At 59.8% G+C, this 13,796-nt stretch carries 13 protein-coding genes, 1 tRNA gene and 1 pseudogene; 6 read left to right on the top strand and 9 right to left on the bottom strand.

The window, feature by feature from the left end; all coding sequences use genetic code 11:
- Positions 1-124 precede the first annotated feature (124 nt).
- Positions 125-1,312, bottom strand: coding sequence for a metallophosphoesterase family protein (locus NW845_RS10240; RefSeq protein ID WP_414365608.1), 1,188 nt, complete (start codon positions 1,310-1,312; stop codon positions 125-127).
- A gap of 201 nt (positions 1,313-1,513) precedes the next feature.
- Here NW845_RS10240 and NW845_RS10235 point away from each other — a divergent pair, with 201 nt between their 5' ends.
- Complete coding sequence (locus NW845_RS10235; RefSeq protein WP_414365609.1) at positions 1,514-1,936, top strand: Fur family transcriptional regulator; 423 nt, start codon at positions 1,514-1,516, stop codon at positions 1,934-1,936.
- A gap of 63 nt (positions 1,937-1,999) precedes the next feature.
- Here NW845_RS10235 and NW845_RS10230 read toward each other — a convergent pair whose 3' ends face one another.
- The 3 genes from NW845_RS10230 to NW845_RS10220 all read right to left on the bottom strand — a co-directional run bounded on the left by NW845_RS10230 (position 2,000) and on the right by NW845_RS10220 (position 5,264).
- A complete protein-coding gene (locus tag NW845_RS10230; protein ID WP_414378404.1) occupies positions 2,000-4,099 on the bottom strand; it encodes a thioredoxin domain-containing protein in 2,100 nt (699 codons plus the stop codon).
- A gap of 120 nt (positions 4,100-4,219) precedes the next feature.
- A complete protein-coding gene (locus NW845_RS10225) occupies positions 4,220-4,723 on the bottom strand; it encodes a GNAT family N-acetyltransferase (RefSeq protein WP_414365611.1) in 504 nt (167 codons plus the stop codon).
- Between the two features lie 73 nt (positions 4,724-4,796).
- Complete coding sequence (locus NW845_RS10220; RefSeq protein WP_414365612.1) at positions 4,797-5,264, bottom strand: SRPBCC family protein; 468 nt, start codon at positions 5,262-5,264, stop codon at positions 4,797-4,799.
- 289 nt (positions 5,265-5,553) lie between these two features.
- Between NW845_RS10220 and NW845_RS10215 the strand changes: the two genes are divergently transcribed.
- Positions 5,554-6,330 carry a DUF502 domain-containing protein gene (locus NW845_RS10215; RefSeq protein ID WP_414365613.1) on the top strand — a complete coding sequence of 259 codons (777 nt, stop codon included), beginning with the start codon at positions 5,554-5,556 and terminating at the stop codon, positions 6,328-6,330.
- On the opposite strand, the gene NW845_RS10210 is transcribed toward NW845_RS10215, so the two are convergent.
- The gene (locus NW845_RS10210) at positions 6,331-6,660 is read right to left on the bottom strand and encodes a TIGR03792 family protein (protein WP_414365614.1); all 330 of its coding nucleotides are present in this window, start codon (positions 6,658-6,660) and stop codon (positions 6,331-6,333) included. It abuts the gene before it with no gap.
- A 24-nt stretch (positions 6,661-6,684) separates the two neighbouring features.
- Entirely contained in the window at positions 6,685-8,019 is a 1,335-nt protein-coding gene (gene aroA, locus NW845_RS10205) for a 3-phosphoshikimate 1-carboxyvinyltransferase (RefSeq protein WP_414378405.1), read from the bottom strand.
- 326 nt (positions 8,020-8,345) lie between these two features.
- Between aroA and rsmH the strand changes: the two genes are divergently transcribed.
- Both rsmH and NW845_RS10195 read left to right on the top strand, forming a co-directional pair.
- Positions 8,346-9,275 (top strand): 16S rRNA (cytosine(1402)-N(4))-methyltransferase RsmH, encoded by a 930-nt coding sequence (gene rsmH / locus NW845_RS10200; RefSeq protein WP_414378402.1) that lies wholly within the window; start codon positions 8,346-8,348, stop codon positions 9,273-9,275.
- A 322-nt stretch (positions 9,276-9,597) separates the two neighbouring features.
- Positions 9,598-9,915 (top strand): hypothetical protein, encoded by a 318-nt coding sequence (locus NW845_RS10195; protein WP_414365616.1) that lies wholly within the window; start codon positions 9,598-9,600, stop codon positions 9,913-9,915.
- Here the strand turns inward: NW845_RS10195 and NW845_RS10190 are convergent.
- Together NW845_RS10190 and NW845_RS10185 are read right to left on the bottom strand one after the other, a co-directional pair.
- On the bottom strand, positions 9,912-10,655 hold the full coding sequence (locus NW845_RS10190) for a response regulator (RefSeq protein WP_414365617.1): 744 nt from the start codon (positions 10,653-10,655) through the stop codon (positions 9,912-9,914). The two genes, NW845_RS10195 and NW845_RS10190, sit on opposite strands and share 4 nt — an antisense overlap.
- A 131-nt stretch (positions 10,656-10,786) precedes the next feature.
- A complete protein-coding gene (locus NW845_RS10185) occupies positions 10,787-11,647 on the bottom strand; it encodes a prephenate/arogenate dehydrogenase (protein WP_414365618.1) in 861 nt (286 codons plus the stop codon).
- A gap of 216 nt (positions 11,648-11,863) precedes the next feature.
- Between NW845_RS10185 and NW845_RS10180 the strand changes: the two are divergent.
- Positions 11,864-12,157: pseudogene (locus tag NW845_RS10180) on the top strand (DUF6679 family protein); the annotation flags it as partial.
- A gap of 258 nt (positions 12,158-12,415) precedes the next feature.
- On the opposite strand, the gene NW845_RS10175 reads toward NW845_RS10180, so the two are convergent.
- The gene (locus tag NW845_RS10175) at positions 12,416-13,171 is read right to left on the bottom strand and encodes a segregation/condensation protein A (protein WP_414378401.1); all 756 of its coding nucleotides are present in this window, start codon (positions 13,169-13,171) and stop codon (positions 12,416-12,418) included.
- Positions 13,172-13,338: 167 nt separating this feature from the next.
- On the opposite strand from NW845_RS10175, the gene NW845_RS10170 reads away from it, so the two are divergent.
- Positions 13,339-13,410: transfer RNA gene (locus NW845_RS10170), tRNA-Val, on the top strand.
- Positions 13,411-13,796: the final 386 nt, after the last annotated feature.

Here is a 13,796-nt window from a genome sequence, read left to right as displayed (position 1 = left end):
GATCCAAAGAATGGGTTGGCATTCCCTTCTCTCCTTCCTCTTAAAACCTGTACCCTATTTTAAATTAACAGGCTGTAGCTTATCCCCGGGCATAAATGCTGGGGCCTGCGCCGCTTTTTTCCGGTCAATCGTGGCACAGGGATCCGATGCGGGCGCGGCAGGTGGCGATTTCTTCGGGGGTGAGGTTGTCCCAGTTAACATCGCGGCGCAGCACCAGGCCGTTGTGGCCGGTGATGAAGCGGGGCAGCTCGGCTTGGTCGATCACGCTCAGATCTCGCATGTGGTAGGTGGTGTAGTAGGTAACTTCCGGAGTGTCGAAGTCCACATCGATGAGGGTGAGAGTCTTGCGGGGAGGCAGGGGGCTATTCAGGAGGGGGCGGGGGCCGGCGCCAAGAATGCCGCAATGGAGCAGTTGCAGTTGTCCCTTGTGGCCGGGATAGTAACCGTGGTGGTGGCCGCTGATGTAAGTGTGGACGCGATATTTCTCCAGCAGGGCCCGTTTGGCGTCTGCCTCTAGCAGCACTTCTCCTGGATCGTCACGCCCGACGGTGATGGCGTAAAGCGGCAGGTGGCCGATGACGATGCGCAACTTGGCCTTCTGGGCTCGTTCACTGGCCAGTGCTGCTTCCGCCCAGGCCATCTGTTCCGGCGGGATGTAGTTGCAGGTGGCGTCCCAGACTAGGTAAAACACCCCGTCTTTTTCGAAGGTGTAATAAAAGGGAAAGTCGCCTCGATCCACAAAGTTCAAACCGGGATCGTGGGCCGGGTCGTTCCAAAACTCGCGGGCCAGATCCCGTTCTTTTTGGAAGAGAAAACCGCCCCGCGTGGTGCGGGCACAGGACGCATCGTGGTTGCCCAGCGTGAAGCCGTAGGGCAGTTTGGCAGCACGAAGCGGGCCGGCCACATGCCGGTCGAAGGCTGCCCACATGGCACGGATGCGCTCCTCCGAGAGGCGGGGATCTTGCCCGGCCACCATGTCCCCTCCGCCCAAGACGATATCCGGCTGGAAGTAGGGGATGAGGCGGATAGCCCGATCCACCTCTGGGTCGTAGTCCACCGAGCCGTAGATGCCGTTTAGGTCGCTGAGCACCATTAGGCGGAGGTCGCGGCGGGCTGGGATGTAAAGCCCCTGGGGAGCTTCTGGATGGGGGACAACCGTGGGCGTAGGTCGAGGGGTAGGGGGCGCCGCCCCTCCCACCACCGCGGACAGAGGTACCGAAGTAGGACGCTGCCGACTGGCCCAATAGGCCCCCACCAATCCACTGCTGCCGGCTAGTCCCAACAAGCCCAAGATCATTTGGCGCCGCCGCATCCTGCTTCTCCTCAACACCCCAGCGGTATTGTAGAAGGGATATCGTCAATAATTGACCCCACTTCTTCTGCACACGGCTTGGAGAGGTCTATGCCAGCGGAGATTTTGCAACAAATCTTCAGAAACTTCGACTTGCAAATGTTAGACTAGTATAAATGAGCAACTGGCTATCTCAGACTCGGTATGACTTGAGGTTTGCCCATGCCTCGCCCTGTAGACTCTTTGGAAGCTGCTTTGGAGCGATGCCGGGAGTGCAATCTGCGCCTTAGCCGGCAGCGTCGTTATATTTTGGAACTGCTGTGGCAATGCGGCGAGCACCTTTCCGCTCGAGAGATCTACGATCGCCTCAATCGGCAGGGCAAGCCCATTGGCCACACATCCGTCTATCAAAATCTGGAGGCCCTGGCCAGCCACAACATTATCGAGTGCCTGGATCGCGCCGATGGGCGCCGCTACGGCAATCGTACCCATCCTCACAGCCATGTCAACTGCCTGGACAGCAACCGCATTCTGGACGTGGATGTGGAGCTGCCGCCGGAGCTGCTGGCCCAGGTAGAGCAGAAGACAGGCACTCGCATCCAGAGCTACCGCATCGAGTTTTTTGGGGTGGAGAACCAGAGCTAAGCCGTAGCGGCTTGGGTAGAGCAGAAGGGATCCCGGCTTGTTCTGGAGAAGGCTGAACCGCTGTCAGTAGGCCCGGTTCTGGCCCTTGCTAATCTGGGACTGGATTTGTTCCAGCGAGCTGGCCGGAGCCAGACACTTGCTGCCCCAGCACACCAAGCCTAGCGCCCCTTCTGGCAGCGGCTCCGCTTCCGTGGGCAGGGCGAAGACAGTGGTGGGCCAAGAGCGCTGCTGCAGCGCAGCAATGTGCTCGGCCTCTAGGGTTGCTTTCACCCAGTTGCTGTACCAATCCAAGCCGGCAAAGAGGCTGGGGCAGGTGCGCGGCTGGGTGCTCATGACATGGGCAAAGGTTTTCAGGGCCTGCTCTGCCCGCTCCAAGTAGTCCAGATCTCCGGTGATGGCAGCCAGGCGCACCAGGTTGGCGATAGCCACCCCATTAGCCGCGGGCGTGGCGTTGTCCTGAAATTCTTTCTCCCGCACCAACAGTTCAGGGGCGCTTTGGGCGTCGCTGACAAAGTACCCCCCTCTGGCCTCATCCCACAGTCGTGTGTCCATCTCCTGCTGCAGCCGAATGGCGGCCTCCAGCCAGTCCTGGGAGCTGGGATCCCCCCCCAGCGGCAGGCAGGTCTGGTGCAGATCCAACAGGGCCTTGATCAGCAGGGCGTAATCTTCCGATTGGGCAGGTACCTGGGCTGTGCCATCGTAGTTCAACCGCAGCAGGGATCCCGTCTGGGGGTGGCGCTGCTGGCTGAGGATGAATTGGGCAGCCCGCAGGGCCAACTGCAGATAATCCTCGTCGCCAAACACCTGGTAGGCCCGTGCCAGACCGGAGATCATCAGGCCGTTCCAGGAGACGATCATCTTGGTATCAGTGACGGGCGGAATGCGTCCTGGCCAGGATTGCTGGCGGGCCGAGCGGGCATCTACCGCAGGTGGGAAGGGAGTTCTCCGCTCTGTGGAGCCGTAGCGGGCTTGAAACAGATGGGTGGTCAAGGCGGTCTCTACTTCCGGCGGCAGTTCCCCCCCCTGTTTGCGCTGCAAGACGATGCAGCCGGGCCGGTCGGGGAAATTGGGCGACAAGAAAAAAGCCTGCTGCAGGGCGCGGAAGGTTGCTTCATCCAGCAGCTCCTGCAGCTCCTGCCAGCGCCAAACGTAGAACTCGCCCTCCTCCGGCTCGTCGTCCTCCGCCCGGGCAAAGCTGTCGGCATCCTGGGCAGCGTAGAAATATCCGGCAGGGGCAGTCATCTCCCGCGCCACCCATTCCACCGTCAGGCGCACCGCCCGCTCGATAGCTGGATCCTGGATCCCGTGGGCCCACAGCTCAGAGAGAAACTCCAAGATCTGCCCGTTGTCGTAGAGCATTTTTTCAAAGTGGGGCACCGTCCAGGTGGGATCCACGGTGTAGCGGTGAAACCCGCCGGCCACATGGTCGAAGATCCCTCCCAACACCAGCGCCATTGCCCGCTCTTTGGCCCGTTCCAGGGCGGTCGGCGAGCCAGGGATCCCTTCCGGTGGGTCGAAGCGAGCTGAGCGCAACACCAACTGGGCGTAGGGCATCATGGGGAACTGCTGCACCGCTCCGGCGTTGCTCAGCAAAGGTTGGATTTTGGGGATCCCGGAGCGCAACAGATCAGGGGGAATATGGTCTTCCGGCACCAGGTCACTGAGGGTGGTCAGGGCCGCCAAGATTTGGCCCTTCATGGTCTCGATTTTGTCTTTTTCCTGGCGGTAAAACTGGAGGATGCGCTGCAGTACGGTCAGAAACCCCGGGCGGCCAAAGCGGGGCTCCACCGGAAAATAGGTGCCCGCATAGAACGGCACCAGGTCCTCGGGCGTGAGGAAGACATTGAGGGGCCACCCCCCCTGCCCACTCATGAGCTGCAGCGCCTGCATGTAGATGCTGTCTAGATCAGGCCGCTCCTCGCGATCCACCTTGATGGGCAAAAAATGGGCATTGAGGAAGGCGGCGATCTCCGGGTTGGAAAAAGCCTCCCCCTCCATGACGGTGCACCAATGGCAACTGGAATAGCCGATGGACAGAAAAATCGGCTTGTCCTCAGCCCGGGCTTTCTCCAGAGCTTCCGGGATCCAAGGCCACCAATCCACTGGGTTCTCGGCGTGCTTGCGCAGGTAAAGACTGGAACACGTGGCAAGGCGATTGGCCATAGGTACACCCTCTCACCCTTTTTGCTTTAGGCTAGCGCGTCCTCTCCTCAAGGCCGAGCTAACCCACTGTTGTTCAAGATACACTCACCCACGCCTCCCCCTTGCCCCGGGGATCCCCTTTCAAGCCTGCGCCTGTTCGGCAGGGGTCAGCAAGAGCTCCGGCGAGCGACCGTACAAAACTAAAGTAGTGCTGGGGTTTTCCACAAAGCCGATCTGCTCGTAAAAGCCACGCTGATGGGTGGTAAACAGGTAGATGCGCTCCACCGACTGCAGGTGGGGATGGCTGATCAGGGTTTCCACCAGCTTGCGCCCAATGCCCTGCCGTCGATACTCGTGATCAACCACAATGTCCCAGAGGACAGCCCGGTAAACCCCGTCAGAGGTGGCGCGACCAAAGCCAATGAGGCGCTCCCCGTCCCAGACGCTGACCACCGGGTGGCTGTGGGCGATGGCCCGTTCCATCTCTTCCCGCCGGCGATTCTGGGCCCAAAAGGCGTTGCGGTTCAACAACACTAGGAGTTGATCCAGATCCAGATCGTCTCGCTTCAGGGAGAAGCGAATGTTGCGGTTGTCCACCGGCTGATGAGAGAGAACGACGACAGACTCGAGGGAGGGATCGGACATGAAGCAGACCTTGGGCAACAGGGAAGGTTAGCAACGGTTGACTGGGCAGCAGAAAACTGCAGCAAGATCGAGGCTAGCCAGTGGAGGCATTGTCGGCGGCCCGCGCCGCCTGCTCCAGAGCATAGGCTTTGAAGCGCTCCAGGTCGGCTTGAATGGTACTCTCCACCACTTTGCCCACAAACAGGCTGTCCAAGATTTTGCCGAGGAGTCCCGGGATCTTGTAGGCCACCGACAGCTTGACAATAGTACTGCCCTTGCGATCGTAAAACCGCAGCGCCCCCCGATTGGGAAGCCCTTCTACCGATTGCCAGCCAATGTGCTGATGCTTCACCACCGTATGGGTGCGGGAGATCCAACTGAAGGTAAAGCCGCGCGTATCCAGTGTCCACCGCGATAGCTCGTGATCCAGCAATTCCACCGAGCGGATCCACTTCATCCAGCGCGGCATGAGGGCAAGGTCGGCCCACAGCTCCCACACCTGCTCGATGGGAACCGGCACCTCCACCTGACAGGTGTGCTCTAACCAATCGGACTCTGACATGGGGCCTCCCACACGACATTCGGCAGAACTATCCCAGGGCTTGGCCACAACGCCTCCGGGCGGGATCCCTGCCTTTACAAAGTTTCACACTGACCTAAGATAGCATTATCGGCCTCATGAAAGTTTGGGGCTCCGCGCTTTTGGGCAGCCCGTTTTTTTGTCCGAGCAGGTTGTGGCTGCCCCCCATGAGGGCAAGGCAGAAGGCAGGTATGATGATTGCCATCTGCAAGTTTCGCTTACGTCGGCTCGGTGCGTCCACTCATTAACGACTTGATGGAACGACCTCACCATGGTTTCTCAATGGAAACAGCATCTTAAGAACTATTTCGTGGCGGGGTTGCTGGTGGTGATCCCTCTGGCAACTACGATTTGGCTGACGGTGGAGGTGGCCACCTGGAGCATCGGCTTTTTGACCAGCATTCCCAAGCAGTTTAATCCCATCCAGGGGCTGCACCCCATTTTGATCAACCTCATCGATCTGGCGGTGGGCTTGTTGACACCGGTTGTGTTCATCCTGCTGATCGGCTTCATGGCCCGCAACATTGTCGGCCAGTGGCTGCTCAACCTGAGCGAGCAGTTGCTCCATGCAATCCCGATAGCGGGGCTGGTCTACAAAACCCTGAAGCAATTGGTCAGCGTTTTATTTGCCCCTAACAACCAACGCTTTCGACGGGTGGTGCTGGTGGAATATCCTCGGCCTGGGGTTTGGGCATTAGCTTTTGTAACGGGCGTCATTCAAACTCCCATTCGACCGGATGGACCGCAGCGCTCCCTCAGCCTGTTCGTGCCCACCACGCCCAACCCAACCACTGGCTGGTACGCCATTGTGCCGGAAGACCAGGTGGTGGAGGTGTTCATGCCGGTGGAGGATGCTTTTAAGATGCTCATCTCCGGTGGGATCGTGACTCCGGAAACTTTTGAGGTCGGGCTGCAACGGCGCGAAGGGGCTCTGGCGGTGGCCATGCCCAGCCTGCGGGAGTTGGTGGAACAAGAGCGGGCGGCGGCATCCGCTAGGGCCGACTCAACGGCTGCCGAGGTGGGCTTTGAGACCCAAGGGATCCCCTAATCAGGCTTGTCCCTCTCCCAATAGGTCGGGCTGCCAGAGCTGGTATTCTCTGGCCTGCTCTAGGCGCACATAAAAAGGCCGCATCTGCCGATCCAAAGCTTCTGCCTGCTCCGAGGGGAAGGCTTTCCAGGCAGCACGGCTGGCCCAGCGAATGATGAGGTGAACAAGTTCGGGATCCTCGGCGTCAAGCCAGACCTCTTTGCCCAAAAAGCCCGGCTGTTGGTGCAGGGCGGGCCCCCAGACCTGCTCGTCTTGCAGAACAAAAGCCCTCTGGCCACCGGGAGGAACCCGGAAGCAGAGGTGTTCGATGGCGATGGGCTGGTCTGACATCGGCAAAGGTTGGTGCTGGGCTGGCTAGGACACGGACGAAGGGTTGATCAGCCGCTGCAGGGTGGGGATGAAGTCGGGGTAGGAGATGCGGGCACAGTCAGCCCCTCGAAGGGTGGTGGATCCCTGGGCGGCTAGGGCAGCCACCATCAAGCTCATGGCGATGCGGTGATCCTCATGGCTGTCCACTTCGGCCCCCTGCAGAGGGATCCCCCCTTGGATTTCCAGGCCGTCGGGATATTCGGTGACCTGGGCTCCCATCCGGCTGAGTTCCTGGGCGATGGCCGCCAAGCGGTCGCTCTCTTTGACCCGCAATTCCGCTGCATCGCGAATGACCGTAGTCCCCTCGGCAAAGGCTGCCGCCACCGCCAAAACCGGGATCTCGTCGATTAGCGTGGGAATGAGATCGCCACCAATGCTGCAGCCCCGCAGGCGAGCCGAGCGGACCCGCAGATCCCCCAGGGGTTCACCTGCAACTTCCCGGCGGTTTTCAATGGAAATATCGGCCCCCATCTCCTGCAACACCTGCAGCACGCCGGTGCGGGTGGGATTGAGGCCTACGTCCCGCAGCAGCAATTCGCTCTCCGGCACAATCGAGGCGGCCACCAGCCAGAAAGCCGCCGAGCTGATGTCCCCTGGCACCTGCACTGTCTGGCCCACCAGGCGGGATCCTCCCACCACAGCCACGGTTTTCGCCGCCGTATCCACGTGGATCTCGGCACCAAAGGCCCGTAGCATCCGCTCCGAGTGGTCGCGGGAAAGGGCCGGCTCTGTAACTTGCGTGGTGCCTTCCGCCAGCAGGCCCGCCAGCAACAGACAGGATTTTACCTGGGCCGAGGCCACCGGCGAGTGGTAATGGATCCCCCTCAGGGATCCCCCCTGCACCGCCAAGGGCGCCAAGGTGCCCCCCGCCCGCCCCCAGATGTTCGCTCCCATCTGCCGCAGCGGCTCCACCACCCGTCCCATAGGCCGCGAGCGCAGGGACCGATCCCCAGTAACAGCAAAAAAGCGACCCGCCTGGCCGGCCAGGATCCCTAGCATCAGGCGCAGGGTGGTGCCAGAATTGCCGGCGTCTAAGACATCTGCCGGCTCCTGCAGGCGATCCAAGCCCACCCCTTGAATGCGGACGCACTCGCTGTTGAGCTCTGGGATATCGGCCCCCAAGGCCCGAAAACAGGCTGCCGTACTGCAGGGATCCTCCCCCAGCAGCAGCCCGTGAATGACGGTTTCCCCTTCCGCCAGGGATCCCAGCATTAGGGCGCGGTGGGAAATGGACTTATCGCCGGGGATGTTTACTTGACCGCGCAGGCCGCGGGCGGGCGAGAGCGTCAGGATGTCGGCAGAAGAAGCAGTGGTCAGCACAGCAGCCGTGACAACAGACGAAGACAAAAGCCGTCTTAATCATACGTTAAGCTGAAACCTGCCCTGCTCTTGCCGGCGGTCGGCCTTGCACCCAGAGGATCCTGACCTACTGGAAGACAGCCCGTCTTTTGACGGCAGCCGACCCTATCCCCGAGGATGAGCTTAACAACATGGATTCCTTGGTCGGGGCCTGGCCTCGGCCTTTTTTTGCAGGCCCTTATGTTGTGAATGCTAGCGTTTGATGGTACTAGAGTTTCCTACCGATCCTGCAATGGGTAAAGCTGGCCCGTTGAGCGGGGAAAGAATCAAAGCCACCCCCTGCACCTATGGACTTGGCAAGAGCTCAGCTTGGGGAAATGCTTCTGTACCACCACGAGTCTGTTTTGACGGAGGCAGTGGTGGCCTACCTGCACCCTCAGCAGGGTGGCACCTTTTTGGACGTGACGTTAGGTGGTGGTGGACATAGTTTGGCGCTGCTGCAGAAGGGAGCAGAGCGCGTGGTGGGGCTGGATCGGGATCCGACGGCTCTGGAGGCAGCCCAGGCGCGTCTGGCCGCAGCAGGGATCCCCCAGGAGCGCATCCAGCTTTGGCACCTCAACTTCGCTGATTTTGATCTGCAGCGTCACGGCTTCCGGGATGAACAAGGGCAGGGGATCCCTTTCGATGGCATCGTGGCCGACCTCGGAGTGAGCTCGCCCCAACTGGACTGCCCCGAGCGGGGCTTTAGCTTTCGCGCTGAGGGGCCGCTGGATATGCGCATGGATCCCACCGCCAGTCAGGAAACGGCCGCCGATTGGGTCAATTGCCGGCCAGTCGAAGACTTGATTGACATCTTTGTCCGCTATGGCGAGGAGCGCTTTGCCCGCCGCATTGCCCACCACATCGAACGATCCCGCCCCCTTTTCACCACCACCCAACTGGCTCAGGTGGTCTGGCAGGCAGTGCCGCCGGCAGCGCGGCGAGGTCGCATCCATCCAGCCACGCGAGTCTTCCAGGCCCTGCGCATTGCCGTCAACCGAGAGCTGGAGGCCCTAGAAACCCTGCTGGCGCAGGCTCCCAATTGGCTAAAACCCGGCGGCAGATTGGCTGTAATCAGCTTCCACAGCCTGGAAGATCGCCTAGTGAAATGGGCCTTTCGCCGGGATCCCCGCTGGCAGGTGCTCACCCCCAAACCTCTGGGCCCTTCCGAGCTGGAGCAGCAACGCAATCCCCGCGCCCGCTCTGCCAAACTGCGAGTGGCTGCCCGCAGCAGCTAAGTTGCCGCCCTGCCCCCTGGAGGCCCTCTGAGGTGCGTAGGGATCGGATAAAGTGAGGCCCAGTTGGCAGCAATTTCTTGGTGTGTGAGGTGCAAACTCTATGGTCAGCCAGACTTTGAATGCGGGCCCTGGCCGCAGTTCTCTCCCTGTCCAGCGCAAAACCGCGACCTTGGCCCCTCGTCCCCATCCAAGGACTACTCCGCCCCTCCCCGCCGGCAAAGTCAGAACCAGTCGCCCCCAACCCTCGAAATCAGCCTATCCCCCTAGCCGGGATCCCGCCTGGAGAGAGCACCTGATCTGGTGGAAGCAGATCTCCACCGGCATGGCCCTCGTCTCGGGGTTGTCGGTGCTGAGTGTGTACAGTTGGACGGTGCATACCCAAAGCCGGTGGAGCCAGCGCTACCGACTGTGGCAGCAGATGCAGCGCAACGAACGACAGTTTCTCCTCACCCAAGAGTCCATCGCCAATTCCTTGCGGGAGATCGCCGACCGCTCCGACATGGTGCCTCTGGTACCGGAGCGGATGATCGAGGTGCCAATTGCCCTCCCCAGCACAGCTTCTGGGCAGGGGCAAAACAAAGCCAAGCCTCTGGAGGCATCCGAGCAAGCCCCTCCTTTTTTTTATCCGGTTGGATACTAATCCAAAGGCTCTAAGCGGTAGCGGCTAAGCCAGTGATCCAAGTGCACCTCCTCCTCATCCAGGAGTTGGGCGTTGATCAGACCCCGCTTGAAGGCAAGGCGAATGGCGCGGGCCCGCAAGCTAAAAGTTGTGCCCCACTCCTCGCTCTCAATTTGGTCGTTGCTCACCTCAAGCTTGTCGTAGAGATTGCGCAGACGATTGGTCACCCCTCGCCGCGACAAAAACCGCCGTGCGGCAATGGCTTGATCGGTGAGGCCGAGGGCAATATCGATCAACACCTCGTACTCAGCATCGCTGAGGCCGGTAATTTTGTTTTGCGAACGGGAATCGACCCCTCGCACCTCTCGATCGATCACACATTGCTCATCCTGCACCACGGCCTGGATGGCACTGACCAATTTTTCGTCGGTGCAATTCTTCAGGAGATAGCCATAGACGGTTTGCGGCGGCACGATCTTGTGCAGCTCCCGCACATAGACCTCATCGGCAAAGTGGGACCAAAAAATGATGCGCGTACTGGGTTGCTCCGACCAAACCTGTCGAGCCACCTCGATCCCGCTCATCTCGGGCATGCGGATGTCTAACAAAAGAAAGTTGGGACGGTGCTGACGGTAGAGCTCCAATGCCTCTCTGCCGTTGGAGGCCATGTACACCGGGCCAAACTGCGGCAGATGCTGCATCAGCAGACTGTGCACATGTTGGCGGTAAAGGATGTCATCTTCAGCAAGGAGGGTGCTCACAGGCCTTGATCGCTAGTCCACCTACTCTAGTATGTTTCCTACCCTAGAAATCTCTGCGAAGGAAAATAAGGCACCAATGAGCAGTGGCAAAGTCGAGCCAGGGATCCTCTACAGCAGCTACAGGTAGCCGCTCAGGACGGTGTCTGATTGACCCGGAACTGTTGCCATTCTTGCCGGGTTCGTTGCAGCACCTGTAGCAGCTCCTCCCACCGTTCGCCCTCGATCAGCCGCTCTATTTTCCCCAACTGGACTTGATAGCCGCGCAGGGCAGCCAGGAGCGCCTGCTGGTTGTGACGGGCCATCTCTAGGCCCAACTGCGGGATCCCGCCACCGACACGACTGGTATCTCGGAACCCGCTGCTGGCCAGGGTGCGAGCCAATTCCAGAATGTCGGGATCCTCCTCTTGGCCGACAGCAGCGATCAAAGCGGCGCTGATCATGACCGGCAAATGGCTGATCCAGGCCACCGCCTGGTCGTGGCGTTCCGGATCGGCCAGGACAACTTCTGCGCCAACCGCTGTCACCAGTTCTTTCATCGCCTCGACCGCCTGCGGCTGCGTCTGGGGGAGAGGAGTGAGTACATAGGGCCGCCCCAGAAACAAGCTGGCTTCTGCCGCCTGGATGCCCTGCAACGTCTTGCCGGCCATCGGGTGACCTCCAACAAACAGCGGCCACAACTCCGTTGCTGGAGCAACAATCGGTTGCTTCACCGAGCCAACATCGCTCACCACCGTCTGCGGCGATAGATGGGGCACCAAGGCCGCTAGCGTGACCAATACCTGCTCCAGGGGGGTACAGATCACCACCACCTGGGGATCGAAATCAGCCAACTGGGCCAAATCGGTTCCACAGCCCTGCAGCGCTCCCCGTTCCAGCACCTCCTGACAGGTGGCCCGATTGCGGCTGATCCCCCAGACGGGGTAACCTTCTTTGCTAAGTTTGAGGGCCAGGGATCCGCCGATCAACCCCAACCCGACAATGGCAATGCGCATGGTTTTCCGTATCTATGTTCACTATTGGGTACTCTGAAACGGCTTGGGGCATGGAGAGACGGCCTTTCCGGATCCCTTCCAGATTAAGACCAGATTAAAGGCTCCATCCCGCCGCGCGAAAAGCATACAGCGGGGGGATCCAGCCGCTAAGATGGAAGGATGAACTGGGTAACCCCCACAACAGTTCGCCCGGATCTTTCATCTCAGGAGGGGACCGTGCTTCATCGTAGGATCTATCAACTCAGCCGCGAAGGCAAGGATGTGTGGATCTACCTGCGCGATCAGGGACGCTGGCTGGAACGAGCCAAGATCCTCGATATCGAAGGGGATACCATCCTGGTTCGCTACGAAACGGAAGACGAAGAGGAGATTTGCTCCTGGGAGGAGATGATTCGTTTGGAGAGCATCGGAGCTGTTGCCCAGCGCCTTTCCTCCATCCCGAAAGGGGTGCTCAGCACCTCGGATTTGCTTATTTCCGAGGATTGTCCTCCTGCTGAGTTACTGCATTCCCCACCTTCGCCTCGCGCCACAGAGCCCCTCAGCGAAGAGCATCCCGGCAGCGAGCGCCTTGAAGAATACTACCTGGATCGGGAAACCTCTGCCGTCCGTGACAGCGAAGCGGAGTCTTTGCTACCCCTACGCTTGAACGGAGAAGACCTCAAGCGGGCGGATCGGGCTCGGAGCGATGTGGAGGGTCAGCGGGAGGGCAACCACGACTGAGCCGCAGTCTTCATGGAAAGCGGTCAGGAAGGGATCCCAGGGTAGAAGCTATTCTACCAGGGATCCCCTGGAGCAGGGACGAATGGTCAAGGGGCCGTAGAACTCCTCTTGGTAAAGCTCCACCTGCGAGCGAGAAGCCATGAGCAATAGCGACCAGAACACCTGAATCGGGTGAGAAGCCCCGCCACTCCCTTTCAGAGAGCTTTCTTGGCAAAAGTATTGCTGCAGGTCGTCAAAGCTGATTTGGGCGATACCCTGTTGCCAAAGTTGGGCAAGCAGGGATTCCAGCTCGGCAGTGGTCTCTACGAGGTTTTCTGGGTGGGCCAACTGAGCGATCGCTGATAGCGGTTGCTTGCGAGAAACCCGTTGAGCCAGGGGCCTTGAGGCAGGCTCAAAGCGCTGTTCCAGAAAGGTCTCCAGCTCCTGCAGGTGGCCGATCAGTTCTTTGAGGGTGATGGGCCGAGTCCGACTCAGGCGGGGTACGGCCCTGGGCTGCAACACGCGATCCAGTTGGGCCAACGACCAACTGGGCCAGGGATCCTCCTCCAACTCCACCGGGCTGGTCTCCTCACTTTCTTCGTCTTCCGGCTCTGACAGCGCCATCGCCTTGAGATAGACCAACATAGCGGCATAGAGAAAAGCCTGTCCCGACTCCGACAGGTCATGACTGTTGGCAGCAGGAGCCATACGGGCTAAAAACCGATCGATGACGTCGATGACCTGCACATCCCACGGGTTAATCTCGCCCCGTTCTGCCAAATCGATAAGCAGAGCAATTGCCTCTTCGGTCGGTAAGTAGGCCATAGTGCCCCCAGCCTCTGTCCCTCACTGTAGCCCCCAAGCGGGATCCCGGCCATCTCCGGCCGGAGTCAAACCTCCAGCTCAACTTCTCAAGCCAACCGGCTGTGCAGCGGCGGTGCGATCGTGTAAGATAGTAGTCCAGCTCTAGCAGTTGCTAGAGTGGAACGTAAGGGCGGTTAGCACAGTGGTAGCGCACTTCCTTCACACGGAAGGGGTCACAAGTTCGAATCTTGTACCGCCCATAGGTTTTGACCTTCAGCAAACAGAGCTTCCGTTTCTCCTGTTGGGTGGTAACCTACAGGCTCCCCCGCCTTTGATAGAGAGCCACTGGTTATCGAAAACGAGGATGGGCAGCTTCTGCCAGACTCCTGTCCTCTGGGCAAGTGCTTCGAGCTGGGTAGACTAGGAACCTACAGGAGTCCCCTGCCTGTAACCAAAAGCCAGGAGATGCGTCATGAGTCCCTTCACCAACCCTCCCCAACCCCTGACTCCCGGCGAGTTTTTATCTTACTTAGAGGAGATAACAGGAGCCTACAAAGTTAAGACATCGATTACAGCCTGTTAAGGAATCAAGGGGTACAGTAGCAACACTTAGCAAACCAACTTCGGAAGCAGGATGGATTGATCA

The organism is Synechococcus sp. H60.2 (genome assembly GCF_047462315.1).
Taxonomy (GTDB): domain Bacteria; phylum Cyanobacteriota; class Cyanobacteriia; order Thermostichales; family Thermostichaceae; genus Thermostichus.
This window is presented reverse-complemented; position numbering and strand designations above follow the sequence as displayed.

Bases quoted from the DNA above. Each gene is read 5' to 3' on its own strand.
- NW845_RS10240 (WP_414365608.1), bottom strand. From the start codon at position 1,312: ATGCGGCGGCGCCAAATGATCTTGGGCTTGTTGGGACTAGCCGGCAGC.
- NW845_RS10235 (WP_414365609.1), top strand. From the start codon at position 1,514: ATGCCTCGCCCTGTAGACTCTTTGGAAGCTGCTTTGGAGCGATGCCGG.
- NW845_RS10230 (WP_414378404.1), bottom strand. From the start codon at position 4,099: ATGGCCAATCGCCTTGCCACGTGTTCCAGTCTTTACCTGCGCAAGCAC.
- NW845_RS10225 (WP_414365611.1), bottom strand. From the start codon at position 4,723: ATGTCCGATCCCTCCCTCGAGTCTGTCGTCGTTCTCTCTCATCAGCCG.
- NW845_RS10220 (WP_414365612.1), bottom strand. From the start codon at position 5,264: ATGTCAGAGTCCGATTGGTTAGAGCACACCTGTCAGGTGGAGGTGCCG.
- NW845_RS10215 (WP_414365613.1), top strand. From the start codon at position 5,554: ATGGTTTCTCAATGGAAACAGCATCTTAAGAACTATTTCGTGGCGGGG.
- NW845_RS10210 (WP_414365614.1), bottom strand. From the start codon at position 6,660: ATGTCAGACCAGCCCATCGCCATCGAACACCTCTGCTTCCGGGTTCCT.
- rsmH (WP_414378402.1), top strand. From the start codon at position 8,346: ATGGACTTGGCAAGAGCTCAGCTTGGGGAAATGCTTCTGTACCACCAC.
- NW845_RS10195 (WP_414365616.1), top strand. From the start codon at position 9,598: ATGGCCCTCGTCTCGGGGTTGTCGGTGCTGAGTGTGTACAGTTGGACG.
- NW845_RS10185 (WP_414365618.1), bottom strand. From the start codon at position 11,647: ATGCGCATTGCCATTGTCGGGTTGGGGTTGATCGGCGGATCCCTGGCC.
- NW845_RS10175 (WP_414378401.1), bottom strand. From the start codon at position 13,171: ATGGCCTACTTACCGACCGAAGAGGCAATTGCTCTGCTTATCGATTTG.